Origin of the sequence: Streptomyces sp. NPDC093260, assembly GCF_040683715.1 — a bacterium.
GTDB lineage: Bacteria > Actinomycetota > Actinomycetes > Streptomycetales > Streptomycetaceae > Streptomyces > Streptomyces sennicomposti.
Genome location: NZ_JBFBEK010000010.1, coordinates 226045 through 248872 on the forward strand (window position 1 = coordinate 226045; position 22828 = coordinate 248872).

Genomic DNA, 22828 nt, shown 5'->3' on the forward strand with positions numbered 1-22828 from the left:
TTTCAGCAGATGCCCTCGGACGACCCTCCGGGAAGGGTGAAGTCCCTCCGGGAAAGCGCGGTCGGTGCGGCGGGGAAGGCGAACGCCGGACGCCGGACGGGCTGTCGCGGCGGGTCCGGGCCGGCTCGCGGAGGCGGCCCTTCGCCGGTCACGCGCGGCGTCTGCTCCACTGCGGTCCGGTGCGGGCCCAGGCGCGTTCCCACTCGTCCATCCGGTGACGCCAGGCGACCCGGCGGACGGCCGCGCGGCCCAGCAGCAGGACGGCGACCGCGCCGCCGGTCGTGTAGCCGCCGAAGCCGAGCGCGTGCTGCCAGACGTCGGCGTCGGTCACGGGCGCGGTGACGACCTGGCCCCGGGAGTCCAGCCACACCTCCACCCGGTCGCCGGGCCGTACCTCGTCCCGGAAGCGCGCCGTCGCCGTGCGCGGCTCCCCGCCGGGCTGCGTCCAGCGCACCGTCACCGGGTAGGCGCGGTCCGGCCGGGCCGGTGCCGGGAGCGGCTGGGCACGGGTGTCGTCGACGGCCTCGGCGCTGACCCGGTGCCGGTCGGCGCGCTGCGCCGCCTGCTCGGCGCGTGCCCCGTCGTAGGCCCAGAGGGCGGTGGCGAGTCCGAGCAGCGGTGCGCCCGCGAACGCGAGGACCGCGAAGAGCAGGGCGGCCCATGTCCGGACGACGTCCGACCTGCGCCGCAGCGGGTTGCGCCGCCGACCGCGCACCTGCCCTCGCATGCCGACCCCCTCACCGCCGCGAACTCGCGTGCGGACGGCGCGAGTTCATCACGACCTCAGACGAAGTGCCCGCCGGTCCCGCCCCGAAACCGCCGGGGCGCGGGATGGCCGGTGACCGGTGGCGCGATCGCTCGGCCGGTGTGACGGGGCGGCGGTGGTCGGGTGCGGGGGTGACTGGCGTGAACGGTCTGCCGGCGGGTGCGGGTGTGCCGGGCCGGCGGTGTGGCGGAGACCGGAGCCGCATGGCTGATCGGGCCCGCCGGAGGCGACCGGCGGCCGGTCCCGTCGGCGCGGGTGTCACCCGACGCGATCGGCGGACCGCGATGGCCGGAACGGCCGGGACACACGGCCCCGGCGAGCGCGCCTGCGGACGCGGTCACCGGTCCGGGCCGGAGAGAACAGTCGACGCAAAACCGTCCGTGGGCACCGCCGCCGGACGGCGCCTCGCAGCGGCGGAAGGCGTCGGCGGCACCCCTGCTCTCCGCCCGCCGAGAAGCCGGTCCGGGCCCGGCAGGGCCCCATCGTGACGGCCGTATGAACTCTCCCGCGCCCCGGGAATAGGCGTCCGGTGATCTTTCTTGCACGGGGCGTGTCGGCCGCGGGCGCCCGCGGCCGGTGGGAACGAAGGCAGGAGAGTGGGAGCATGCCGAAGGCATACGTGTTCACCCGGCACGGCGACGGCCGGGAGCCGGCGGTGCCCGTGGACGTGGGCCGGCCCCGACCGGGCTCGGGCCGGACAGTCGCAGCCGTGCGGACCGTGACGGCGGCCGCCGCGGGTCGTACGCCGCGCACGGGCTCGCGCGGTCCGAGCGACAACCCTGGGGCGCTCCGGGTACACCGGGTGCTCCGGGTGTTCGAGGCGGTCGTCGGTGCCGGAGTACCCCGCGTCGCCGCGCCGTCCCGGGGCGGCGACGCCCTCGCGGGGGTGACCGCGTGAGCACGACGACGACCGTCCCCTGCGTCCCTTCCCCGGCAGGCGGCCACATCCTCGACAACCCGGCCCTGGCCTCGCTGACCGGACCGCACGCCCATTTCGCCGAGCGGCGCGGCCGGGTGCTGCGCTACCCCCCGGACGTGTCGCCGTGGCTTGCGCTGCCCGACGAGCCCGACGCCGACGACTGGGCCGATCTGGCCGCCCTCGCCGGACCCGGCGCCGAGGTCCCGCTGCCCGGCTACCGCGGCCGGATCCCGGACGGCTGGGAGGTGACGTTCCACGTCGAGGGCGTGCAGTTGGTGGACGACGGTCTCGCCGCCGCGCCCGATCCGGAAGCGGTCCGCCTCGGCCCGGCCGATGTGCCGGAGATGCTCGACCTGGTCTCCCGCACCCGGCCGGGACCGTTCCTGCCGCGCACCGTCGAACTCGGCCGCTACCTGGGCATCCGGCGCGAGGGCGCACTCGTCGCGATGGCGGGGGAGCGGCTGCACCCGCCCGGCTGGACCGAGATCAGCGCGGTCTGCACCGACCCCGCCTTCCGCGGCCAGGGACTCGCCACCCGGCTGATCCTCGCCGTCGCCCACGGCATCCGCGAGCGCGGCGAGACACCGTTCCTGCACACCGGAGCCGGGAACACCAATGCCATACGGCTGTACGAGTCCCTGGGCTTCCGGCTGCGTCGGCGCACCGCGTTCCTCGCCGCCCGCGTACCCGAACGCCTGGCCGACGGGCGGGAGGCCGTACCGGTGGCGTAGCCGTCACGACGGCGGCGGCCGGACGCCGCGGCGGCGCGGGCGCTGCGGAGCCCGCGCGGCAGACGCGCCTCCTCGACGCCGTCACGGCACCGCCGCCGCATCGCACCCCTGGCGCCGTCCTGATGAGCGCGGCACCGGCGTTCCCGTGCCGTCGCGGCCGCCAGCGCCTTGGCTGCGCACTTGCTGCCGTCGCGGGCGCCGGCGCCGTAGCCCGCCCCGCCCTCGCCGCGTCACCGGGCGCCGGCGGGCGGCGTCCAGGCGTTGTAGCGGGTGAGGTAGCCCGCGAACCGTTCCAGATCCTCGGCCGGCCAGTCCGCCAGCCGTTCCCGGAAGGCCGCCCGGCGGCTCTCGGTGACCTGGGCGAGGATCTGCCGGCCGGCGTCGGTCAGGTGCAGCACCTGCACCCGGTGGTCCTCCGGGTCCAGGCGCCGTTCGATCAGACCGGTCCGCTCCAGCGCGCCGACCTGGCGGCTGACCGTGGACTTGTCCAGTGCGTAGTGCGCGGCCAGGTCGGTGGCGCGGCAGCCGCCCCGCTCCTCCAGATGTCCCAGCAGCGTGTACGACACCAGGGACAACTCGGGGTGCATCCGGCCCGCCGAGGCCCTCGCCCGGCGGGCGAAGACCGTCATCTCGCGTTGGATGGCCTCCACCGCCGTCTCCCCGGCGGGCACGCCGTCGACGTCGACGGCCGCTCTTTCGGCGGCGACGAACGCGTCGTCGGCCGCGGCCCCGCCACGGGTGACGGCGGTCTCGTCCCGTCCTTCGCCTGCTGTCACGGCTACCTCCCCGGCTCGCTGGTTGTATAGTACAACCGAAGCAGGAGTTGTATAAGCCAACCAATGGTTCGGCCAGGAGCCCGACCGACTGCCGAACCCGCATTCCGACCGATGGAGGACCGAGCGATGAGGTCGCCCGCGCTGCGCCATGTGCTCACCCACCTGATCACCCCGCTGCTGATGTGCCTGGGCATGGGACTTGCGTACATGGGCGCGTTCGTGACGCCGGAGCCGCGCCATCTGCCCGTCGCGGTGGTCGGCGAGGGACCCGGGGCCAAGGTCTTCGCGCAGACGGTCAAGGACCGGGCCGGCGACCAGCTCGACGTCCGCACCGTGGCCACCCGCACCGAGGCCGTAAACCTGCTCGAGTCCCGGGACATCACCGGGGCGTACGTGGCGAGCGCCAAGGCCCCCGAGCTGATGGTCGCCAGCGCGGCCTCCGACATGGGCGCGACGGCGGTCGAGAAGGTCTTCACCCCGGTCGCGGCGCAGCAGGGCCGCCCGCTGACGGTCACCGACGTGGCCCGGCCGGCCGCCGACGACCCCACCGGACAGGGCCTGTTCTTCCTGCTGATCGCGCTGAGCATCGGCTCGTACGCCTCCGTCGCCGCCCTCGGCGCGGCCGGTGCCGCGCTGCCGATGCGGGTCCGGGCGCTGCTCACGCTGGGTGTGTCGGCGGTGGTGAGCGGGATCGGCGTCCTGCTCGCCGGGCCGGTCTTCCACCTCGCGCACCACGACCTCGCGGGCGTCTGGGGCATGGCCTGGCTCTACTCCGCCGGCATCCTCTTCATCGGCGTGGGCCTGCACACCTTCCTCAAGCGGTGGACCACGCTCACCATGATGGTGCTGTTCGTGATGCTCAACTTCACCAGCTCCGGCGGGCTGTTCCGGCCCGAGCTGCAGAACGGCTTCTTCGGCGCCCTGCACGCCTTCTGGAACGGCGCGGGTTTCGTCGAGGGCGCCCGCAGCCTGCTGTACTTCGGCAGCGACGGCCTGGGCCGCGAGGTGTGGACGCTGGTGGTGTGGCTCCTGCTCGGCCTCGCGGTCACCGCGCTCGCGGCCGGCTACGAGCGACTGCGCACCCCGGGCGGCCACGGAGCCCACGCGGCGGGCGGTGCGCACACGGCAGGCGGAGCCCATGCGGCCGCCGCCCACTCCGCGCCCGCGCCCGCGCCCGCGTCCGGGCTCCCGGCCCGTGACGCCGACGAGGACGCCCGCGCCCGGGAGGCGGCCGAGGCCGCCGAGGAGGAGGCCGAAGAGACCGTCGCCGTCTGAGGGTTGGGGTAAAGTGACCTGCGGTCGCGGACAGTCCCGGCCGCCGGAGGCCGAGGAGGTGAGACCCATTACCGCAGTGTCAGGTCGGGTGCTCTCCTCCCGGAACGGAACGGCGCGGTTCACCTCCGCCAGGTGACCGCGGGAGCGCCCCTTCGCCTCCCGAAAGGCCTCCGCCATGTCCGAACATCCCCCCTCTTCCGCCACGTCCGCCACGCCTTGCCCGCCGCTCTCCCGCGCCGCGGTCGTCGCCGAACTGCGTGCGGCCGGCTGCGTCTTCGCCGAGGACGAGGCCGAGCTGATCCTCGCGGCGGCCCGCACCCCGGGCGAGGTGGCCGAGTCGGTGCGCCGGCGCGCCTCCGGTCTGCCCCTCGAACAGGTCCTCGGATTCGCCGAGTTCCACGGGCTGCGGATCGCCGTGGAACCGGGCGTCTTCGTGCCCCGCCGCCGTACCGAACTCCTCGTCGACGAGGCCCTGGCACAGGCGCCGCACGCCTCCCTCGTCGTGGACCTGTGCTGCGGATCGGGCGCGGTGGGCGCCGCGCTGGCCACCGCGCTCGGGCCGGTCGAACTGCACGCCGCCGACATCGACCCGGTCGCGGTGCGCTGCGCCCGCCGCAATGTGGCCCCCGTCGCGGGCCGGGTCCACGCGGGCGACCTGTTCGACGCGCTTCCCGCCACCCTGCGCGGGCGGGTCGACATCCTCGCCGCGAACGTCCCCTACGTCCCCACGGACGAGGTCGCGCTGCTGCCGCCGGAGGCCCGCGACCACGAACCCGCGGCCGCCCTGGACGGCGGCGCCGACGGCCTGGACGTCCTGCGCCGCGTCACCGCCGAGGCCCCCGGCTGGCTCGCCCCCGGCGGCTGCCTGCTGACCGAGACGAGCGAACGGCAGGCGCCCGCCGCCCTGGCCGCCTTCGCCGCGGCCGGACTCGCCGCCCGCCTCGCCGTCTCGGCGGAGCTGTACGCCACCGTGGTCGTCGGCACGAAGCGGTAGCCCCGCCGGGGGCGGCCGCTTCGGGTCCCCCGCAGGTCACGCCGGCGGCTGCGCGCGACCCCGGATCACGTCACGGCCGCACGTGGCCCCGTCTTACTTCAGCGGCTGTGCGCGGGCCACCAGCAGGGCCACGTCGTCGTGGTTGTCCGGCTGGTGCAGGGTCCGCAGCAGCAGGTCGCACAGCTCTTCGAGCGGGCGCTCCGGATCGTCCAGCAGGGACAGCAGCGTGTCCAGCCGCTCGTCCAGCGGGTGCCGCCGGGTCTCCACCAGCCCGTCGGTGTAGAGGACCAGCTGGTCGCCCGGCTCCAGACCGACGGTGGTGGTGGAGAACGGCACGCCGCCGACGCCCAGCGGCACCCCGGTGGGCAGGTCGAGCAGTTCCGCCGGCCGGCCGGGGCGGACCCGGGCCGGGGGGAGGTGCCCGGCGTTCGCGATCCGGCACTGGCGAAGGCGCGGGTCGTGGACGGCGTACAGGCAGGTCGCGATGGAGTGGTCCAGGCCGTCGGTGATCCGGTCCAGGTGCTCCAGCAGCCGGGCCGGGTCCAGGTCCAGCGAGGCCAGCGCCTTGGTCGCGGTGCGCAGCCGGCCCATCGTGGCGGCGGCGCTGATCCCGCTGCCCATCACGTCCCCGACCACCAACGCCGTCTTGTCGTCCTCCAGCGGGATCACGTCGAACCAGTCGCCGCCCACCTCGGTGGTGGCCCCGGCCGGCTGGTAGCGGGAGGCGACCTCCAGCCCGCCGGTGACGGACGGGTGCCGGGGCAGCAGACTGCGCTGGAGGGTGAGAGCGGTGTCGCGGGCGTTCTGGTACCAGCGGGCGTTGTCGATCTGCACGGCCGCCCGGGAGGCCAGCTCCCGGGCCAGCAGCACGTCGTCCTCACCGAAGGGCCGCGGATTGCGGGTGCGTTTGAGGTCCAGCGCGCCGAGGACTTCGCCGCGCGCGATCAGCGGCACGGCGAGATACGAGTGCACCCCGGCGCGGCCGAGCAGCACGGCCGCCTCGGGGGAGCGGGCGATGCAGGTCAGGTCCTCCTCCTTGACCTGCGCCACCAGCACCGGCTGTCCGGTGCGCACGCACTGGGTGACCAGGCGGTCGGGGCCGTAGCCGGCGATCTGGCCGGGCGGGTCGGCGGCCTCCAGGGCGTCCGCCGCGCGGTCCGCCCGGACGGCCAGCGCCCGGAACACCGCCGGCTCGGTGGGGCCCAGGCTGCTGCGGCGGCCGCCGACCACCGCGTCCAGCAGGTCCACGGCCGCCACGTCGGCCAGCTCCGGCACGGCGACGTCGGCCAGCTCCCGCGCCGTGCGGTCCAGGTCCAGGGTGGTGCCGATCCGGGCGGAGGCGTCGGCGATCAGGGCCAGGCGGTGCCGGGCGGCCTCCGCCTCGATGCCCGCCCGGTAGCGCTCGGTGACGTCCACGATCGACACGGCCACGCCGAGGATCGTGCCGACGGCGTCCTCCAGCCGGTACAGCGAGATCGACCAGGCCTGGTCCTCGTCGGGCTGGGCCGGGGTCCGGCCCACGGCGAAGACGTCGACCACCGGCTGTCCGGTCTCCAGCACCCGGCGGGTGGCGGACTCCACCTCCTCCGCGTTGAGCTGCGGCAGCACCTCGGAGATCGTACGGCCGAGGCGTTCGGCGGCCGGGACGCCGTCGATCCGCTCCAGGGCCGGGTTGACGGAGGCGTAGCGCAGCTCGGTGTCCAGCACCGCCAGCCCGATCGGGGACTGCGAGACGATCCGCTCCGACAGCGCCACGTCCCGCTCCAGGCGCCGTACGGTCGACTGGTCGGCGGCGAGTCCGAGCGCGTACACGTCCCCGCGGTCGTCCAGGAGGCGCATGTTGCGGAACTCCACCATCCGCGTGCTGCCGTCCTTGTGCCGGATGGGGAAGGCCCCCGCCCAGCCCTTGCCGGTGAGCAGGACGTCGGCGAACAGCTTCACCACCACGTCCAGGTGCTCCTTGTGCACCATCAGCGGGGCGGCCAGTCGGCCCAGCGCCTCGTGCGCGGTGTAGCCGAACAGCTCCTCGGCCTGCGGGCTCCACAGCACGATGCGGCCCTCGGCGTCCAGTACCACCGAGGCCACGCCCAGCACGTCGAGCAGCCCGCTGGGGGGCACCGGTCCGACGGCCGGCTCCCCGCCCTCGGCGGAGGGCGCCCCGGCCGCGCTCATCGCCCGCACCGCCTTCGCCCGTCCGGGCGGCCCGCCGCCACGCCCCGTTGCACCGCGCCCACGTTCACCTCTCCGAGGGTCCGTCGCCTCCTACCACCATCCCTCACCACCCGGGCGGCCGTCCCGCCGAATCGGCCGGAAGGACCGCTTCCCGACCGGCCGGGGAGAGCCGCCGGTGGTGCTCCCGCCGCCGGGTGGTGCTTTGCTGGGGACGAGGGCGGGGCCCGGCTTCGACAGCCCGCGCGGCACTGCGGCGCGGCATGAGAGGAGCGATCACGATGGTCAGCGAGCGAGCGCACCCGGAGTCCGTCTCGGTGGAGCTGAGCGGGTGCAGCAAGGAAGACGCCCGGATCGTGTTCGACGCCCTGTGCGCCTGCTACGACTCCGACCGGTGCGAGGGCGACGTGCCGCGCGACTTCCACGAGGTGCGTCCGACGGTGTGGCTCGGCACCTTCGACGTGGCCGAGTCGCACGGGGCCGAGTGTGGGCCCACCCGGCTGGGGGCGTCCGTCACGGCCGACGCGCAGGGCGGCTACTGGGCGATCGACCGGTTCCGCACGACCCTGGACTCCCTGTTCACCGTCCAGGACCTGTGCTCGGCCTCCGGCGACCAGGAGCGCGAGCTGCACGTGCGGCTGGAGACCCGCTGAGTCCGCCGTACGGCCGCCGCCCCGTGAGGAAGACGGTGGCCGTACGGCCGTCGGAGTGACGCGATCCCGTCCTCTGCCGTCGGGTCGGCGCACCCAGCGTTTGTGCAACTAGTTGCACAAACGCTCCGGCGTCCTCTACAACTAGCGGGTACGACTTCGCCACGGAGGGCCCGATGAGCCGTTACCCGCACCTGCTGAGCCCGCTCGACCTGGGTTTCACCACCCTGCCCAACCGCGTCCTGATGGGCTCCATGCACATCGGCCTGGAGGAGGCCGAGCGCGGTTTCGAACGGATGGCCGCGTTCTACGCCGCCCGCGCCCGCGGCGGAGTCGGCCTCATCGTCACCGGCGGCATCGCCCCCAACGACGAGGGGCGCCCCTACGAGGGCGGCGCCAAGCTCACCACCGAGGAAGAGGCCGCCGAGCACCGGGTCGTCACCGACGCCGTGCACGGCGAGGGCGGCCGGATCGCCCTGCAGATCCTGCACTTCGGCCGCTACGCCTACCACCGCGACCTGGTCGCCCCGAGCCCCCTCCAGGCCCCCATCAGCCCCTTCGTGCCGCGCGAACTCACCGACGCCGACATCGAGCGCACCATCGACGACTACGCCCGCACCGCCCGTCTCGCCCGGCAGGCCGGCTACGACGGCGTGGAGATCATGGGCTCCGAGGGTTACCTGATCAACGAGTTCACCGCCGCGCGGACCAACCGCCGCACCGACCGCTGGGGCGGCTCCCGGGAGAACCGCACCCGCTTCCCGCTGGAGATCCTGCGCCGGGTGCGCGAGGCGGTCGGCGAGGACTTCATCGTCGTCTACCGGCTCTCCATGCTCGACCTGGTGCCGGGCGGCTCGACCCTGGAGGAGGTCGTCGAACTCGCCAAGGCCGTCGAGGCCGCCGGGGCCACCCTCATCAACACCGGCATCGGCTGGCACGAGGCGCGCATCCCCACCATCGCCACCTCCGTGCCCCGCGGCGCCTACACCTGGGTGACGAAGAAGCTGATGGGCGCGGTCTCCGTCCCGCTCGTCACCACCAACCGCATCAACACCCCCGACGTCGCCGAGCGGCTGCTCGCCGACGGCTGCGCCGACATGGTCTCCATGGCCCGCCCGATGCTCGCCGACCCCGACTTCGTCAACAAGGCCGCCGCCGGCCGGCCCGAGGCCATCAACACCTGCATCGGCTGCAACCAGGCCTGCCTCGACCACACCTTCAGCGGCAAGATCACCTCCTGCCTGGTCAACCCGCGCGCCTGCCACGAGACCGAGCTGGTGCTCTCCCCGACCCGGCGGCGCAAGCACGTCGCCGTCGTCGGCGCCGGGCCGGCCGGCCTCGCCTGCGCCGTCTCGGCGGCCGAACGCGGCCACCGGGTCACCCTGTTCGACGCCGCGAGCGAGATCGGCGGCCAGCTCGACGTCGCCCGCAGGGTCCCCGGCAAGCAGGAGTTCGACGAGACCCTGCGCTACTTCCGCCACCAGCTCGACGCGCACGGTGTGGAGGTGCGGCTGAACACCCGGGTCGGCGCCGACGGCCTCGACGGCTACGACGAGGTGGTCGTCGCCACCGGCGTCACCCCGCGCACCCCCGAGATCCCCGGCGTCGACCACCCCAGCGTCGTCGGCTACCTCGACGTCCTGCGCGACGGCGCCCCCGTCGGCGACCGGGTCGCGATCCTCGGCGCGGGCGGCATCGGCTTCGACGTGGCCGCGTACCTGACCGACCCCGGCGACAAGGCGAGCGAGGACCCGGCGGCCTACTTCCGGGCCTGGGGCGTCGACATGGACTACCGCGCCCCCGGCGGTCTCGCCGAGCCCGAGCGGCCCGCGCCGCCGCGCACCGTGCACCTGCTCCAGCGCAAGACCACCAAGGTCGGCGCCGGACTCGGCAAGACCACCGGCTGGATCCACCGCACCGAGCTCAAACACCGCGGCGTCACCATGGTCCCCGGCGTCAGCTACGACCGGATCGACGACTCGGGCCTGCACATCACCGTGGACGGCGCGAGCACGGTGCTGGAGGTGGACACCGTCGTGCTGTGCACCGGCCAGGAACCGCGCCGCGACCTGTACGAGGAACTGGTCGCCGCGGGCCGCTCCGTCCACCTCATCGGCGGTGCGGACGTGGCCGCCGAGCTGGACGCCAAGCGCGCGATCAAGCAGGGCACGGAACTGGCGGCGGCGCTGTAGGGACGGCGTGGGCGGCGACGGCCTTCCCTAGGATGACCGCATGTCACTCCCGCACGCGATCCTCACCGCCCTCCTCGAGAAGCCGTCGTCGGGGCTGGAGCTGACGCGCCGCTTCGACAAGTCGATCGGCTACTTCTGGTCGGCGACGCACCAGCAGATCTACCGGGAGCTGGGCAGACTGGAGGCGGACGGCATGATCCGCGCCCTGCCCGCCGAGCAGCCGGCCCGCGGGCAGAAGAAGAGCTACGAGGTCCTGCCCGCGGGCCGTGCCGAACTGGCCCGCTGGACGGCGGCGGCCCAGGACCCCAAGCCGCTCCGGGACACCCTGCTGCTCAGGCTGCGCGCCGCGGCGGTGGTCGGCACCGACGGCCTGGCGCACGACCTCGAACGCCATCTGGAACTGCACGAGCGGCAGTTGGCGAAGTACCGGGAGATCGAGGAGCGCGACTTCCCGCCCGGCAAGGACAGTTCGCCGGACCGGCTGCGCCATCTGGTGCTCCGGGCCGGCATCGACCTGGAGACCTTCTGGACGCAGTGGCTGCGCGACGCGGTGGCCGAGTTCGGCGAACTGCCGTCGGACGAGGGTGACACGGAGACCGACCGCCCGTCAGGCGACGCGACCTGACGCCCGGTCAGAGCTGGTACGGACTGGAGCGGCGGCGCAGCACCCAGCCGGTGGCGATCAGCGCCAGGCCGACCAGTCCGCCGCCGACGGCCAGGGTGAGCGGCCCGTAGTCCCTGGCCGCGCCACCGAGACCGCCCGCCACCCCGCGCGAGGGCGCCGAGGTGGCGGAGACCGCCGGGGCGGAGGCGGCGGAGACGACGACGGACTGGGTGCCGGCGGTGATGTTGTTCGCGCACACCACGATCACGGTGTAGGTGCCCGGCGGCACGCTCTGCCAGGCCGCCGACTGGCTGACGGTCGTGCCCGCCAGGGCGATCCGGCGGCCCTGTGCGAAGCTGGTCTGACCGCTGCTGAGCAGCGAGGCCGTTCCCCAGCCGCCGTCGACCTGGGTGCACGCGCTGGTGGTGACCGACACCGTGGTGCCGATGGCCTTCACGGAGATGCCCGGCCCCGCAGCGGCCGGTCCGGCGGCGAGCCCGAGAGCGAGGGCGGCGGCCGCCACGACCGGCGCGGAGCGGAGGAGCGGCTGGGTGTCGTGCATGGGACTTCTCCTCCGGCGGCACGGTCGGCGGACCACCCCATGTGCCGCCGGAGGAAGGGAATCGCCCGTGCTGCCTCACGGGCAGCCAACGCCTCCCGCCCGTCCGCCGCACCCCCGGCGCGGCCGCTCGGGTGACGGCGACCGCGGCCCGGAGCGCCGCGCGCGGACGAAGTGCCCCCGCGGGTCACGGCCCGCGCGGGACCCGGACGGCCCCGCGCCGGCCGTCTCCGCGCTCCGGGCGGTCTTCCGACGGACGGCCGGACGGCGGTCACGGTCCCGCCCGCCGCCCGCCGCCCGCCGCCCCCGCGGGTCTACGGCCGCCCCGTGGTCACCGTGAGCTCGAGTGTGAAGCCGCCCCAGGTGCCGTCGGGCAGCCGGGCGCGCAACCGCACCCGATGGCTCTGGCCGGCCTCGCGGCCCAGGTAGAAGCTGTACGTCGCCTTCCCGCGCGGCGCGTCCCCGCCCCAGACGAGGGAGGTGGCCGGCTGCCCGTCGAGCTGGACCTGGTACTCCGTCACCACGCCGTCGGTGCGCGGCGCGACCCAGTCCAGGTCGAGGTAGTAGGCGCCGTCCGTGCGGTGGGTCGCCGCGTGGAAGGAGGCGGGCGCGGTGCCCCGGCCGTCGTCGGAGCCGGGCGCGGTGGTCAGGCGGACCGGGGCGCTCGCGGGGGAGAGGTTGTCGGCCGCGTCGCGGGCCCGGACGGTGAAGGAGTAGGAGGTGCCGGGCCGCAGCCCGGTGACCACGGCCGCCGTCTGGCTCCCGCCCACGCTGTGGATCTTCGTCGTGCCCTGGAAGATGTCGTACGAGGCCACGTGGCGGTCGTCCGCCGACGGGGACCAGGACAGCTGTACGACCCGGCTGCCGACCGCCCGACCGTGCGGGGCGAGCGGGCGGGTCGGGGCCGAGCGGTCCGCCGCCGCGGCGGCCGGCGTCATCGCCCGGACCTCCCGGCTGCGCGGCCCGAGCCGCCCGTCGGCGTCCCGGGCCCGCACGGTGAAGGCGTACGTGGTCGCCGGGGCGAGCCGGGTGACGTCCACCATGTGCTCGGACGCCGGCACGTCCCGCACCTTCGTGCCGCCGCGGTACACCTCGTAACCGCGGACGCCCGGCCGCGCCGGCACCGCGTTCCACATGACGTGCACGCTGGTCGCGCTGCCTGCCGCGGCGGTGACCCCGGTGGGCGCCCCGGGCAGCCCGCCGTCGCCGTCGTCCGCCGCGCCCTGCGCGCAGCCGGCGAGAAGGGCGAGCGCGCCGCAGACGGCGACGACACGCCCGGGGACGCTGCCACGGCGGTGAACGGGACCCGTAACGCGTCGCACGAGGCTGCCTCCCCGTCAACTGCGGCGCGGACGGACAGACGCCGCACGGTCAATGGTCCGGACCAATATGCCGCCTCGCTGAGGGCGCATCAAGAGGGCGGTGCGTCAAGGCCCTTGGCGACCTTCGGGGCGCGTTCCGTATGCTGGCGTCAACCCGGCCGAACTGCCGTCCGTGACGCGCCAGTTCGTGCCGAGGCGCGGACCGCTGTCGTCGCTGTCGCCGCGCCGGCGCGGGCGGCCGGGGACCGGGCCCGCGCGGCTTCGGTCCCCGGCCGCCCTGCATGTGTTGCGGGCCATGCGCCGCCCGGTCACCTAACGTGGGCCGCACGATCACATTCATCTCATATATGAGGAATGTCCTTCCATGTCCCCGAGGAGAGGTTCCGTATCGTGCGTGTCCAGTCGCTGACGCTCGTCGCGGCGAGCGCCGCCCTGCTCGCTCCGACGACGCTGCCCGCCGCCCCCGCGCCGCACCGGTCCCACGAGGAGCCGACGGCGCGGAGCGAGGGGGGCGTCCGCGCCGCCGACCTGCTGGCGCTGGTCCGCGGCTGCGCGCAGGTCTCGCGCGGTCGGCTCCGCCCGGACGCCGGCGAACCCGCGACGATCCCGGTCTGCGGGCTGCCCGGCGCCGTCTTCTGGAAGGCCGATCTGGACATCGACTGCGACGGCCGGCCCACCCGCCGCTGCAACCGCCGCACCGACCCGCACTTCTCGTCCTCCGCGGCCTACCAGCAGTCCGACGGCCGTCGGCTGAACGCCGAACGGCTGCCGTACATCGTGCTGCCGGCCCCCAGCCGGGTCTGGGACCACCGCGACCACTCCGTCGGCGGCGGGTCGGTCGCGGCCGTCGTCTACCGGGGCCGGGTGCAGTACGCGGTCGTCGGCGACACCGGGCCGCGCAACCTCATCGGCGAGGCCTCCTACGCCGCCGCCCGGCGCCTCGGCATCCCCGCCGACCCGCGCGGCGGCGGGGCCCGCTCGGGCGTGACCTACATCGTCTTCAAGCACTCCCGCGTCAGGCCCATCGAGGACCACGCGGCGGCCGTGGCGGAGGGCGAGCGGCTGGCCCGCCGCCTGGTCGACCGCGCCGGCGCGGCAGTACCGACCGGCTGACGCCGCTACGCCGTCCGACGCGGGCCACGCGTGGTCCGCGTCGGCTGCCGCCACGGACCCCGCCCGTTCACAGCGGGCGACAACCGCGCGCCCGAGCGCGGAGCCGGGCCCCGGTCCGGCGCCCCCGCCTCCCGCCGACGGCCGGTCGGCCGCTTCCGGACCGGGGTCCCTACGGGGAGACAGCCGCAGGCGGCCAGGGCCGCCAGGGCGGCCAGGGCGGCCGGCGAGGCCGGACGTCCGTGGCGCGGTGGAGCGGCCGGCGGCGACCACCCGTCCGGAGGGATCGGCGGCCGCACCGCACCGGGACGACGGTGCGGCACCGGGCGGCCAGGAGCGCGCCGCCCGTTCGGGACGGGCGGCGCGGGCGGCGCGAGCGTCACCCGTCCCCGGCGGCGACGGCGTGGGGCCGTGCCGGCCGTACGCGGCCCGCGCCGTGCGGCTCCGGCCGGGCGGCAGGCGCGGAGCACGCCGTGCGTGTCGGCCGGGCGGCCCGGGCGGCGGCCGTGCCGGCGGGGTCAGGCCTTGCGGTAGCTGTACGCCTCCGTGGCCGCCGTCGCCACAGCGTCGAGGTCGGCCCCGGTGGCCGCCGTGACGACCGCGGCGACCGCGCCCTCCACGAACGGGGCGTCCACCAGGCGGGTGTCCTCGGGCAGTTCGTCGCCCTCGGCGAGCAGCGCCTTCACGGTGAGCACCGCGCTGCCGAGGTCGGTCAGGACGGCGACGCCCGCGCCCCGGTCCACCGAGGCCGCCGCGGCGGACACCAGTTCCGCGCTGGTGCCGAGCCCGCCGTCCGGCCGTCCGCCCGCAGCGGCCACCGGGACCGCCACTCCGCCGCCCGCGAGCCCCTTCGCCAGTTCCGACACCGACTCCGCCACCGTCGCGCTGTGCGACACCAGCACGATCCCGACCAGCTTGCCGTCTCCCATGTCAGCCCTCCGCCCCTTCGGCCGCCGTCACCAGCGCCGCGATCAGCAGCGCGGACGAGGTGGCGCCGGGGTCCTGGTGCCCGATGCTGCGCTCGCCCAGATAGCTCGCCCTGCCCTTGCGGGCCTGCAGGGGGGTCGTCGCCTCGGCCCCGTCCTCGGCGGCGGAACGGGCCGCCGCGAAACCGTCGCCCAGCGCCTCCACCGCCGGTACCAGCGCGTCGACCATCGTCTTGTCGCCCGGTGCCGCGCCGCCCAGCGTCGTCACCCCGTCCACACCGGCCCGCAGCGCCTCGGCGAACTGCTCCTCGCTCACCTCGGCGGCGTCGCCGAGCGTCTTGCCGGCCCGGCGCAGCAGGGTCCCGTACAGCGGCCCGGACGCCCCGCCGACCGTCGAGATCAGCTGCCGCCCGGCCAGGGTGAGGATCCCGCCGGGCGTGTCCGGGGCCTCCTTCTCCAGCGCGGCCGCCACGGCCGTGAACCCGCGTTGCAGATTGCTGCCGTGGTCGGCGTCCCCGATCGGAGAGTCGAGGGCGGTGAGGCGGTCGGCCTCGCGGTCCACGGAGGCGGCGGTCGCCGTCATCCAACGGCGGAAGAAGTCGGCGTCGAGCACGGGGTCTCCCTTACGTGGTAGGTACGGTCCAGGCACGGCCGGGCGGTCAGGCGCCCCAGCGCAGACCGGGCGTGTTCACCGGCGCGTCCCACAGCCGCAGCAGTTCCTCGTCGATCTGGCACAGCGTGACCGACGCACCCGCCATGTCGAGGGAGGTGACGTAGTCGCCGACCAGCGTGCGGGCGACGGCCACCCCGCGCTCGGCGAGGACCCGGTGCACCTCGGCGTTGAAGCCGTACAGCTCCAGCAGCGGAGTGGCGCCCATGCCGTTGACCAGCAGCAGCACGGGGTTGCGCGGGTTCAGGTCCTCCAGGACGGCGTTGACCGCGAAGTCGGCGATCTCGCCCGAGGTCATCATCGGCCGCCGCTCGCGGCCCGGCTCGCCGTGGATGCCGATGCCCAGCTCCAGCTCACCGGCCGGCAGGTCGAAGGTGGGGGAGCCCTTGGCGGGGGTGGTGCAGGCGCTCAGCGCGACGCCGAAGCTGCGGGAGTTCTCGTTGACCTGCCGGGCGAGGGCCTCCACCCGCTCCAGCGGCTGCCCTTCCTCGGCCGCCGCGCCCGCGATCTTCTCCACGAACAGGGTGGCCCCGGTGCCGCGCCGCCCCGCCGTGTACAGGCTGTCGGTGACCGCGACGTCGTCGTTGACCAGCACCTTGGCGATCTGGATGCCCTCGTCCTCGGCCAGTTCTGCGGCCATGTCGAAGTTGAGCACGTCGCCCGTGTAGTTCTTGACGACGAACAGCACGCCCGCGCCGCTGTCCACCGCCGCCGCGGCCCGCACCATCTGGTCGGGGACCGGGGAGGTGAAGACCTCACCCGGACAGGCCGCAGACAGCATTCCCGGCCCCACGAACCCGCCGTGCAACGGCTCGTGCCCGGACCCGCCGCCGGATACCAGGGCGACCTTCCCGGCCACGGGGGCGTCCCGCCGTACGATCACCCGGTTCTCCACGTCGACCGTCAGTTCCGGATGGGCGGCGGCCATACCGCGCAGGGCGTCCGCGACGACTGTCTCGGCGACGTTGATGAGCATCCTCATGGGTACCTCCTGGTGAGCTTAACAGGCACGGCTCCGACCTGCTTCTTCGCTGGTCAAGGCGGGTACGGGCGGTGCTGGTCCGGGTGGTCGGGGGCGGGGGTCGGAGGAGGCCCCCGGCGGTGCGGGCGCTGACTTCATGCTGACCCCCTTGACGGGTCCTCAGGCAAGTCGGACGGGCGGACACGAGGAGGCCGCAGCGCTCCCCTCGGCAGTATCGGCCCTGCGGCACCGAAGGTCACGTGCGGCGACGGTGATGAGGAAGGCGGGAACGAGCCGGACGGGGGCGTGCCGGGGGCGGCGCGCGCCCTGCACCGCGGGCTGCACGACCGGCGACCGGCACCCCCGCACGCATCGTCGCGCGCGGGAGAGGCCGGTGTTCCCCGGAGATGGTCTCCGGGGAACACCGGCCTCTCCCGCGCTCTTCGTGCCGAACGGTGCGGTACGGCCCGGAGCGGAGTGGTGGGCCGGAGGGTCCCTCAGCCCTCCACGCGCTGCTGTGTGAAGCTCCACGCGTACTGCAGCCAGTCCGCCAGCGTCACCGCGCTGAGGCCCGCGCACACCAGCCGGGTGGCCCGGGGCGCGCACGCGTACCCGCCGACCAGCGCGCCGGCCACCCACACCGAGCTGCAGAACGGGCACGACACCAGGTCGCCGACGGCCCGCCGCACCCCGTTGCCGCGCGGCTCGTCCATCACCTCGCCCGCCGGGATCTCCTCGCCGCGGCGGGTGAAGGGGGCGCGCAGGAAGCTCGTCACCTTGTCCTTGGTCAGCAGGCGCGACCCCTTGTACGTCGCCGCGCCAAGCAGGAGCAGGTCCCATGGGGGGACGCGGTCGGGCAGGCGTACGCCCCGCCGCCGGGCCGCCGCGGCGAACAGCGCCGCACTCGCGGCGAAGGTCGTGGCGAGCGCCGCGTACCCGGCCAGGGGGACCTCGCCCCCGTCGTCGTAGGACCGATTCGCGTCCGCCATGGAAACCTCCCTCGCCCTGCCGGGCCACGGCGCCGGCCCGGTCGTCACCCGGCCCCGGGTGCCCCGCACCCTCGCCGGTCACACGCACACGTCCTCAGCGGCGCTCCCGGCGGCGGCAGTCGGCAGGGAGCACGGCAGCACGAAGGACCCGGGTCGGCGTCATACACACCGGTACCGGCGCACGGTCGTCCGTGCGCCGGTACCGGGACCAGGTGTGACACCCGCTCTATGTACGGTCGCCCTTCGGCTTGCCCCGCTGGTCGGGTGTGCCGTGCGGCGGCGGACTGGACGGCTGCGGCGAGGTCGCCGGGGTCACCGGGGAGCCCGCCCGGGTCCCGCCCTGCTCGGGGCGCAGCGCCCTCGGATCGCCCCCGGTGGGCTCGGCGCCCGCCTTCAGCTGCTCCAGCCGGGCGGTCAGCACCTCCGTGACCGGCAGCCGGTCGGCGTGGGTGCGTTCGAAGGCGAGCAGCTCCTCGACCTCCCCGGCGGACAGGGAGCGCACGCGGCTCTCCAGCGCGCCGAGCGGCAGGTGGTCGTAGTCGGGCAGGGGCAGGGTACTGCGGCCGGGGTCATCGGCCATGGCTCTCACTTCCCTCTGTACGACGGCCTCATGCGGTGCGGGCCGGCGGGGTCAGTGACCGCCGGGCCCACCGCTGCCGAACGAGCCGCTGCCGCCCTCGTTCCAGCGGGGGCGCGCCTGCTCGGCGCTGGTCCGGGAACCGAGGTTGCCGTGCGCGTTCAGCCGGTGCGGCGTCAGGCGGTCGCCGCCCGTGGGCACCTCGTCGGGCTCACGGTTCTCCAGAACCTCGCCCACGGGTCCCGACTCGGGCAGACGCGGCTGCTCCTCCGGGCGCGGCGGCCGGGGCTCACGGCGGCGGATACGGGCTCCCAGGAAGAAGGCGCCGATCAGCAGGGCCACCACCACGAGGCCGATGCCTGCGAACGGCCAGACGTTGGTGCCCTGGGCTGCGGCGATGTCCAGCGATGCGGTACTCATGGAGCGCGGGTACCCCGGGCCGGGACCACGAACCGGTCCACTCGGGCGACACCCGCCGGCCGTCGTCTCGCGCACGCCGCCGCACCGGCCCGCACCCGCCGGCTCGTCGTCGCGGCGGAGGCAATCCCCACCCGCCGCTGCGACACGACGCGCACACCGCCGCGGGCTCACTCCTCCCGCGCCCGCCGGGTGCTGGAGCGGTTCGCCTTGCGGATGGCGTCCAGCAGTTCGCCCTTCGACATGTGCGAACGCCCCTCGATGCCGAGCCGCTTCGCCACGTCGTACAGGTGTTCCTTGGAGGCGCCCTCGTCCACGCCCTCGCCGCTGCGGCCGCCCTGGCCGCGGGGCCGTGCCGACCGCGGGTCTGAGGGACCCTTCCGGCCGCCCTCCTTGCGCTCCCAGTGGTCGCCGACCTTCTCGTACATGTGCTTGAGCGCGCCGTACGCCACCCGGTGCGCCCGCTCGCCCTCGCCGTACGTCTCGACGGCCGAGTCATGGGCCTTGATCCAGGTGCGCTGGGCGTCCTCGGAGGAACGCTCCAGCGTCGACGGCAGCTCCTGTCGTCCGGGCACTGATCCTCACCTCTCGTCGTAGGTGTCCCACGGGCCCCGTCCTCCGTGTCCCACGGGCCGGACGGGTGCCCCCGGCGGGCGGCGAAAAACGGCCGCACCCCTTGGGAGCACCGGGTTTGGCGGGAGTTGCACCGGCTACCCGGCCGGACGTGACTTCGACACCTACGACCCCATCGACGACTTCGCAACAGGAACTCGTCCAGTTCCTGGAGGACCGGTTCGCCTGCGCGCAGGCGTGCACGGAGTGCGCGCGGGCCTGTGCCCTGCGCGCGAGCCTGGTGGACCCGGGCGGCGACGAGGAGCAGGAACTCCTGCGCCGCAAGGGGATCATGTGCGCGGAGGTCTGCGACACGACCTGCCGCGTCCTGTCCGAGCAGAACTGCCAGGACGAGGCCGGTATCCGCACCCAGGTGGAGTGGTGCCGGACCGTGTGCCTGGAGAGCGCGCACGTCTTCGACCGGCACCCGGGCGCGGAGGGCACCGCGGACGCCTGCCGCACCTGCGCCAAGGCCTGCGAGGAGTTCCTCGCGACCCTGGCCTGACCGGCTCCGTGGCACCGCCCCTGCCCCGGCCGCCGCCGCGGCGCTAGCCTGCCGGGATGGAGACGGAACGGACGCAGAGCACCCCCGCGCGCGACCCCGGCCTGTTCGGCCCCGGCTCGGTCACCTGGCAGCTGCACAGCGATCCCATGATGTGGATCGCCGGCATCCGGGCCCTGTACCTCCAGGCTCTGCACCCGCGTGCGGTGCGCGCGGTGATGGAGAACTCCGACTTCCGGCGCGACGCCTGGGGCCGCCTCCGGCGCACCGCGGACTTCGTCGGCACGACGACGTACGGCACCACGGCCTCCGCCGAACGCGCCGGCGCACGGGTGCGGAGGATCCACCGCATGCTGTCGGCCACCGACCCGGACACGGGGGAGCGGTACCCGGTCGACGCGCCCGAACTGCTGCTGTGGGTGCACTGCGCGGAGATCGACTCCTATCTGCACGTGCTCAGCCGCTCCGGGTTCCCGCTGACCGACGCCCAGGCCGACCGCTATGTCGCCGAACACCGCGAGAGCGCCCGCCTGGTCGGCCTCCACCCCGCCGACGTGCCCGCGAGCCGGGCCGAGCTGGCCGCCTACTTCGAGGCGGTGCGACCTCACCTCGCCGTAGGAGCGGACGCGCGCGCCGTGGACGATTTCCTGCTCCGGCCGCCCACCCACCCCCTGCTCGTCCCGGCGCGCGAGGTGCTGTGGCGGCGCGTGGCACATCTGGCGTACGCCGCCCTGCCGCCGTACGCCCACGAGTTGTACGGCAGAGCGGCGCCCGCGCCCGCCGTCGTCACCCGACGGCTGCGCACCACGGGCGCCCTGCTGCGCCGCATCCCGGCCCGGGTGCGCTGGCAGCTCCCGCCGAAACACGTACTGCGCGCGGTGGCCCGGCTCGGCCCCGAGACCCGCCCGGCCCCCTACCGGGCGGCACACTGACCGGCCCAGCGAGCCACGGCGTTCGCTCACCGTCGCCGCGGCGGAGGCCTTCAGTCACCGGGGTCCCCCCGTCCCTCCAGCACCGCCATGGCCGCGTTGTGCCCGGGCACCCCGCTGACCCCGCCGCCGCGCACGGCGCCCGCCCCGCACAGCAGCACGTTGGGGTGCCGGGTCTGCACGCCCCAGCGGCCGGCGCCCTCCTGCGCGTACGGCCAGCTCAGCGCCCGGTGGAAGATGTTGCCGCCGGGCAGACGGAGGTCGCGCTCCAGGTCGAGCGGCGTCTTCGCCTCGATGCAGGGCCGTCCCTCGGCGTCGGTGGCCAGGCAGTCGGCGAGCGGTTCGGCGAGGTGGGCGTCGAGCTGGGCGAGCGTGGCCCCGAGCAGTTCGTCCCGTACGGCGTCGTGGTCGGCGGCGAAGAGCCGGGCCGGGGTGTGCAGGCCGAACAGGGTGAGCGTCTGGTAGCCCCGCTCGGCCAGGCCGGGGCCGAGGATGCCGGGGTCGGTCAGGGAGTGGCAGTAGATCTCCGAGGGCGGCACGGCGGGCGGTCGCCCGGCGGCGGCCTCGGCGTGGGCGGCGGCCAGCTGGCCGTAGCCCTCGGCGATGTGGAAGGTGCCGGCGAACGCCTCGCGCGGGTCCACGGCGGTGTCGCGCAGCCGGGGCAGCCGCTTGAGCAGCATGTTCACCTTCAGCTGGGCGCCCTCGGCCGGCTCCGGCGGGGTGTCGCCGGTCAGTGCGGCCAGGGCCTGCGGGGAGGCGTTGACCAGGACGTGCCGGGCGCCGACCGTGCCCTCGCGGCCGTCGCCGGTGCGGTAGGCGACCTCGGCCTCGCCGCCGTCGGAGGCGATCCGCAGGACCTCGTGGCCGGTGGCGAGGTGCGCGCCGGCCGAGCGGGCCGCGTCGGCGAGCGCGTCGGTGAGGGCGCCCATGCCGCCGACCGGCACGTCCCAGGCGCCGGTGCCGCCGCCGATCACGTGGTAGAGCAAGCAGCGGTTCTGCGCCAGGGAGGGGTCGTGGGCGTCGGCGAAGGTGCCGATCAGGGCGTCGGTCAGGACGACGCCGCGCACCAGGTCGTCGGCGAAGCTCTCCTCGACGGCCACGCCGATCGGCTCCTCGAACAGGATCCGCCACGCCTCCTCGTCGTCCACGCGGCGGCGCAGTTCCTCACGGGTGGGCAGCGGCTCGGTGAGGGTGGGGAAGACGCGCTCGGCGACGCGGCCGGTCAGCGCGTAGAAGCGGCGCCAGGCCTCGTACTCGCGGTCGGAGCCGGTGAGACGGGCGAAGGAGTGCCGGGTGCGTTCCTCGCCGCCGCCGACGAGCAGTCCGGTGGGGCGGCCGGACCGTTCGGCGGGGGTGTAGGAGGAGATGGTGCGGGTGCGCAGCCGGAAGTCCAGCCCGAGTTCCCGGACGATCTTGTGGGGCAGCAGGCTGACCAGGTAGGAGTAGCGGGACAGGCGGGCGTCCACGCCGGCGAAGGGGCGGGTGGAGACGGCCGCGCCGCCGGTGTGGTCGAGCCGTTCCAGCACCAGTACCGACCGCCCGGCGCGAGCCAGGTAGGCGGCGGCGACCAGTCCGTTGTGCCCGCCGCCGACGATCACCGCGTCGTAGGCCCCGCCGGGTGCCGACGGGTCGGTGTGTGCCGCGTGTGCGCTCATGGCTCTTGGTAGCACGGTGTGATCCGCGTCGGCCAGAGGGGCGTACGGGGCCGGCCGGCCCCCGCGCCGTAGCCGGGACGGCGGCTGAATGCCCGCGCCGCCGCTGGGCACTCCGACAGGCGAGAGACAACCGCAGCACGGACCGGCCGCCCCCGCGGCGGCCGCACCACCCCCCACGGGAGGCTCCCATGGCCGACCTCAGCCCGATCGACCTCCAGAAGGCCCTCAGCGGCGCCGACTACCCCACGGACAAACAGCACCTGGTGGAACGGGCCCGCAAGAACAAGGCCGACGACAAGATCGTCAGCAGGCTCGACGGTCTCAAGCAGGACCACTTCGACGGACCGAACGAGGTACAGAAGGCCGTCTTCAACGAGTGACGCCCCCGCCCACCGCCGCGGGGGCGCCCCCCCCCCCCGCCCCCGGCCCCCCCCCCCCCCCCCCCCCCCCCCGCCCGCCGGCGGCCCCCCCCCCCCCCCCCCCCCCGCCCCCCCCCGCCGGCCCCCCCCCCCCCCCGGGCCGG

General features: G+C 75.2%; 24 protein-coding genes. 11 read left to right on the plus strand and 13 right to left on the minus strand.

Annotated elements, in window-relative coordinates; genetic code table 11:
* Positions 1 to 148 precede the first annotated feature (148 nt).
* The gene (locus tag AB0N63_RS15690) at positions 149 to 727 is read right to left on the minus strand and encodes a hypothetical protein (RefSeq protein ID WP_365529276.1); all 579 of its coding nucleotides are present in this window, start codon (positions 725 to 727) and stop codon (positions 149 to 151) included.
* A 643-nt stretch (positions 728 to 1370) separates the two neighbouring features.
* Here AB0N63_RS15690 and AB0N63_RS15695 point away from each other — a divergent pair.
* A complete protein-coding gene (locus tag AB0N63_RS15695; RefSeq protein ID WP_365529279.1) occupies positions 1371 to 1664 on the plus strand; it encodes a hypothetical protein in 294 nt (97 codons plus the stop codon).
* Positions 1661 to 2416, plus strand: a complete 756-nt coding sequence (locus tag AB0N63_RS15700) for a GNAT family N-acetyltransferase (RefSeq protein WP_365529282.1) — start codon at positions 1661 to 1663, stop codon at positions 2414 to 2416. Before AB0N63_RS15695 ends, AB0N63_RS15700 begins: the two co-directional genes overlap by 4 nt.
* A gap of 230 nt (positions 2417 to 2646) precedes the next feature.
* On the opposite strand, the gene AB0N63_RS15705 is transcribed toward AB0N63_RS15700, so the two are convergent.
* Entirely contained in the window at positions 2647 to 3087 is a 441-nt protein-coding gene (locus tag AB0N63_RS15705; RefSeq protein ID WP_365529342.1) for a MarR family winged helix-turn-helix transcriptional regulator, read from the minus strand.
* Between the two features lie 231 nt (positions 3088 to 3318).
* Between AB0N63_RS15705 and AB0N63_RS15710 the strand changes: the two genes are divergently transcribed.
* Positions 3319 to 4467 carry a hypothetical protein gene (locus AB0N63_RS15710; RefSeq protein ID WP_365529285.1) on the plus strand — a complete coding sequence of 383 codons (1149 nt, stop codon included), beginning with the start codon at positions 3319 to 3321 and terminating at the stop codon, positions 4465 to 4467.
* Between the two features lie 175 nt (positions 4468 to 4642).
* Positions 4643 to 5461, plus strand: a complete 819-nt coding sequence (locus tag AB0N63_RS15715) for a putative protein N(5)-glutamine methyltransferase (RefSeq protein ID WP_365529288.1) — start codon at positions 4643 to 4645, stop codon at positions 5459 to 5461.
* Between the two features lie 93 nt (positions 5462 to 5554).
* On the opposite strand, the gene AB0N63_RS15720 is transcribed toward AB0N63_RS15715, so the two are convergent.
* On the minus strand, positions 5555 to 7633 hold the full coding sequence (locus tag AB0N63_RS15720; protein WP_365529291.1) for a SpoIIE family protein phosphatase: 2079 nt from the start codon (positions 7631 to 7633) through the stop codon (positions 5555 to 5557).
* A 278-nt stretch (positions 7634 to 7911) separates the two neighbouring features.
* Here AB0N63_RS15720 and AB0N63_RS15725 point away from each other — a divergent pair, with 278 nt between their 5' ends.
* The 3 genes from AB0N63_RS15725 (at position 7912) to AB0N63_RS15735 (ending at position 11097) form a co-directional block, all read left to right on the plus strand.
* Positions 7912 to 8283, plus strand: coding sequence for a hypothetical protein (locus AB0N63_RS15725; protein WP_365529293.1), 372 nt, complete (start codon positions 7912 to 7914; stop codon positions 8281 to 8283).
* Positions 8284 to 8456: 173 nt separating this feature from the next.
* Positions 8457 to 10472, plus strand: coding sequence for an NADPH-dependent 2,4-dienoyl-CoA reductase (locus AB0N63_RS15730; protein ID WP_365529295.1), 2016 nt, complete (start codon positions 8457 to 8459; stop codon positions 10470 to 10472).
* Between the two features lie 40 nt (positions 10473 to 10512).
* Positions 10513 to 11097, plus strand: a complete 585-nt coding sequence (locus AB0N63_RS15735; RefSeq protein WP_365529297.1) for a PadR family transcriptional regulator — start codon at positions 10513 to 10515, stop codon at positions 11095 to 11097.
* Positions 11098 to 11104: 7 nt separating this feature from the next.
* On the opposite strand, the gene AB0N63_RS15740 is transcribed toward AB0N63_RS15735, so the two are convergent.
* Complete coding sequence (locus tag AB0N63_RS15740; protein ID WP_365529299.1) at positions 11105 to 11638, minus strand: hypothetical protein; 534 nt, start codon at positions 11636 to 11638, stop codon at positions 11105 to 11107.
* A 311-nt stretch (positions 11639 to 11949) separates the two neighbouring features.
* Positions 11950 to 12957, minus strand: a complete 1008-nt coding sequence (locus tag AB0N63_RS15745; RefSeq protein ID WP_365529301.1) for a fibronectin type III domain-containing protein — start codon at positions 12955 to 12957, stop codon at positions 11950 to 11952.
* 390 nt (positions 12958 to 13347) lie between these two features.
* Between AB0N63_RS15745 and AB0N63_RS15750 the strand changes: the two genes are divergently transcribed.
* Positions 13348 to 14070, plus strand: a complete 723-nt coding sequence (locus AB0N63_RS15750; protein ID WP_365529344.1) for a glycoside hydrolase family 75 protein — start codon at positions 13348 to 13350, stop codon at positions 14068 to 14070.
* 515 nt (positions 14071 to 14585) lie between these two features.
* Here AB0N63_RS15750 and AB0N63_RS15755 read toward each other — a convergent pair.
* From AB0N63_RS15755 to AB0N63_RS15785, 7 genes are all read right to left on the minus strand, one after another.
* Positions 14586 to 14996 carry a PTS fructose transporter subunit IIA gene (locus AB0N63_RS15755; RefSeq protein ID WP_365529303.1) on the minus strand — a complete coding sequence of 137 codons (411 nt, stop codon included), beginning with the start codon at positions 14994 to 14996 and terminating at the stop codon, positions 14586 to 14588.
* A gap of 1 nt (position 14997) precedes the next feature.
* Positions 14998 to 15606, minus strand: a complete 609-nt coding sequence (dhaL, locus tag AB0N63_RS15760) for a dihydroxyacetone kinase subunit DhaL (RefSeq protein ID WP_365529305.1) — start codon at positions 15604 to 15606, stop codon at positions 14998 to 15000.
* Between the two features lie 46 nt (positions 15607 to 15652).
* On the minus strand, positions 15653 to 16645 hold the full coding sequence (gene dhaK, locus AB0N63_RS15765) for a dihydroxyacetone kinase subunit DhaK (protein ID WP_365529307.1): 993 nt from the start codon (positions 16643 to 16645) through the stop codon (positions 15653 to 15655).
* A gap of 476 nt (positions 16646 to 17121) precedes the next feature.
* Complete coding sequence (locus AB0N63_RS15770) at positions 17122 to 17613, minus strand: DUF1360 domain-containing protein (RefSeq protein WP_365529309.1); 492 nt, start codon at positions 17611 to 17613, stop codon at positions 17122 to 17124.
* A 226-nt stretch (positions 17614 to 17839) separates the two neighbouring features.
* A complete protein-coding gene (locus AB0N63_RS15775) occupies positions 17840 to 18193 on the minus strand; it encodes a hypothetical protein (protein WP_365529311.1) in 354 nt (117 codons plus the stop codon).
* A 51-nt stretch (positions 18194 to 18244) separates the two neighbouring features.
* The gene (locus AB0N63_RS15780) at positions 18245 to 18610 is read right to left on the minus strand and encodes a DUF6479 family protein (RefSeq protein WP_365529312.1); all 366 of its coding nucleotides are present in this window, start codon (positions 18608 to 18610) and stop codon (positions 18245 to 18247) included.
* A gap of 167 nt (positions 18611 to 18777) precedes the next feature.
* Positions 18778 to 19182, minus strand: a complete 405-nt coding sequence (locus AB0N63_RS15785; protein ID WP_365529314.1) for a ChaB family protein — start codon at positions 19180 to 19182, stop codon at positions 18778 to 18780.
* A gap of 149 nt (positions 19183 to 19331) precedes the next feature.
* Here AB0N63_RS15785 and AB0N63_RS15790 point away from each other — a divergent pair, with 149 nt between their 5' ends.
* Together AB0N63_RS15790 and AB0N63_RS15795 are read left to right on the plus strand one after the other, a co-directional pair.
* Positions 19332 to 19724: a ferredoxin gene (locus tag AB0N63_RS15790; protein ID WP_365529316.1), complete on the plus strand. Its 393-nt coding sequence runs from the start codon at positions 19332 to 19334 to the stop codon at positions 19722 to 19724.
* Positions 19725 to 19780: 56 nt separating this feature from the next.
* Complete coding sequence (locus AB0N63_RS15795; RefSeq protein WP_365529318.1) at positions 19781 to 20653, plus strand: oxygenase MpaB family protein; 873 nt, start codon at positions 19781 to 19783, stop codon at positions 20651 to 20653.
* Positions 20654 to 20703: 50 nt separating this feature from the next.
* Here the strand turns inward: AB0N63_RS15795 and AB0N63_RS15800 are convergent, their stop codons facing one another.
* Positions 20704 to 22305: an NAD(P)/FAD-dependent oxidoreductase gene (locus AB0N63_RS15800; RefSeq protein WP_365529320.1), complete on the minus strand. Its 1602-nt coding sequence runs from the start codon at positions 22303 to 22305 to the stop codon at positions 20704 to 20706.
* Between the two features lie 188 nt (positions 22306 to 22493).
* Between AB0N63_RS15800 and AB0N63_RS15805 the strand changes: the two genes are divergently transcribed.
* Complete coding sequence (locus tag AB0N63_RS15805; RefSeq protein WP_365529322.1) at positions 22494 to 22685, plus strand: DUF2795 domain-containing protein; 192 nt, start codon at positions 22494 to 22496, stop codon at positions 22683 to 22685.
* Positions 22686 to 22828 lie beyond the last annotated feature (143 nt).

Coding starts and splice junctions, on each gene's coding strand:
- AB0N63_RS15690 (WP_365529276.1), bottom strand. CDS start 727: ATGCGAGGGCAGGTGCGCGGTCGGCGGCGCAACCCGCTGCGGCGCAGG.
- AB0N63_RS15695 (WP_365529279.1), top strand. CDS start 1,371: ATGCCGAAGGCATACGTGTTCACCCGGCACGGCGACGGCCGGGAGCCG.
- AB0N63_RS15710 (WP_365529285.1), top strand. CDS start 3,319: ATGAGGTCGCCCGCGCTGCGCCATGTGCTCACCCACCTGATCACCCCG.
- AB0N63_RS15715 (WP_365529288.1), top strand. CDS start 4,643: ATGTCCGAACATCCCCCCTCTTCCGCCACGTCCGCCACGCCTTGCCCG.
- AB0N63_RS15720 (WP_365529291.1), bottom strand. CDS start 7,633: ATGAGCGCGGCCGGGGCGCCCTCCGCCGAGGGCGGGGAGCCGGCCGTC.
- AB0N63_RS15725 (WP_365529293.1), top strand. CDS start 7,912: ATGGTCAGCGAGCGAGCGCACCCGGAGTCCGTCTCGGTGGAGCTGAGC.
- AB0N63_RS15730 (WP_365529295.1), top strand. CDS start 8,457: ATGAGCCGTTACCCGCACCTGCTGAGCCCGCTCGACCTGGGTTTCACC.
- AB0N63_RS15735 (WP_365529297.1), top strand. CDS start 10,513: ATGTCACTCCCGCACGCGATCCTCACCGCCCTCCTCGAGAAGCCGTCG.
- AB0N63_RS15740 (WP_365529299.1), bottom strand. CDS start 11,638: ATGCACGACACCCAGCCGCTCCTCCGCTCCGCGCCGGTCGTGGCGGCC.
- AB0N63_RS15755 (WP_365529303.1), bottom strand. CDS start 14,996: ATGGGAGACGGCAAGCTGGTCGGGATCGTGCTGGTGTCGCACAGCGCG.
- dhaK (WP_365529307.1), bottom strand. CDS start 16,645: ATGAGGATGCTCATCAACGTCGCCGAGACAGTCGTCGCGGACGCCCTG.
- AB0N63_RS15770 (WP_365529309.1), bottom strand. CDS start 17,613: ATGGCGGACGCGAATCGGTCCTACGACGACGGGGGCGAGGTCCCCCTG.
- AB0N63_RS15775 (WP_365529311.1), bottom strand. CDS start 18,193: ATGGCCGATGACCCCGGCCGCAGTACCCTGCCCCTGCCCGACTACGAC.
- AB0N63_RS15780 (WP_365529312.1), bottom strand. CDS start 18,610: ATGAGTACCGCATCGCTGGACATCGCCGCAGCCCAGGGCACCAACGTC.
- AB0N63_RS15795 (WP_365529318.1), top strand. CDS start 19,781: ATGGAGACGGAACGGACGCAGAGCACCCCCGCGCGCGACCCCGGCCTG.
- AB0N63_RS15800 (WP_365529320.1), bottom strand. CDS start 22,305: ATGAGCGCACACGCGGCACACACCGACCCGTCGGCACCCGGCGGGGCC.
- AB0N63_RS15805 (WP_365529322.1), top strand. CDS start 22,494: ATGGCCGACCTCAGCCCGATCGACCTCCAGAAGGCCCTCAGCGGCGCC.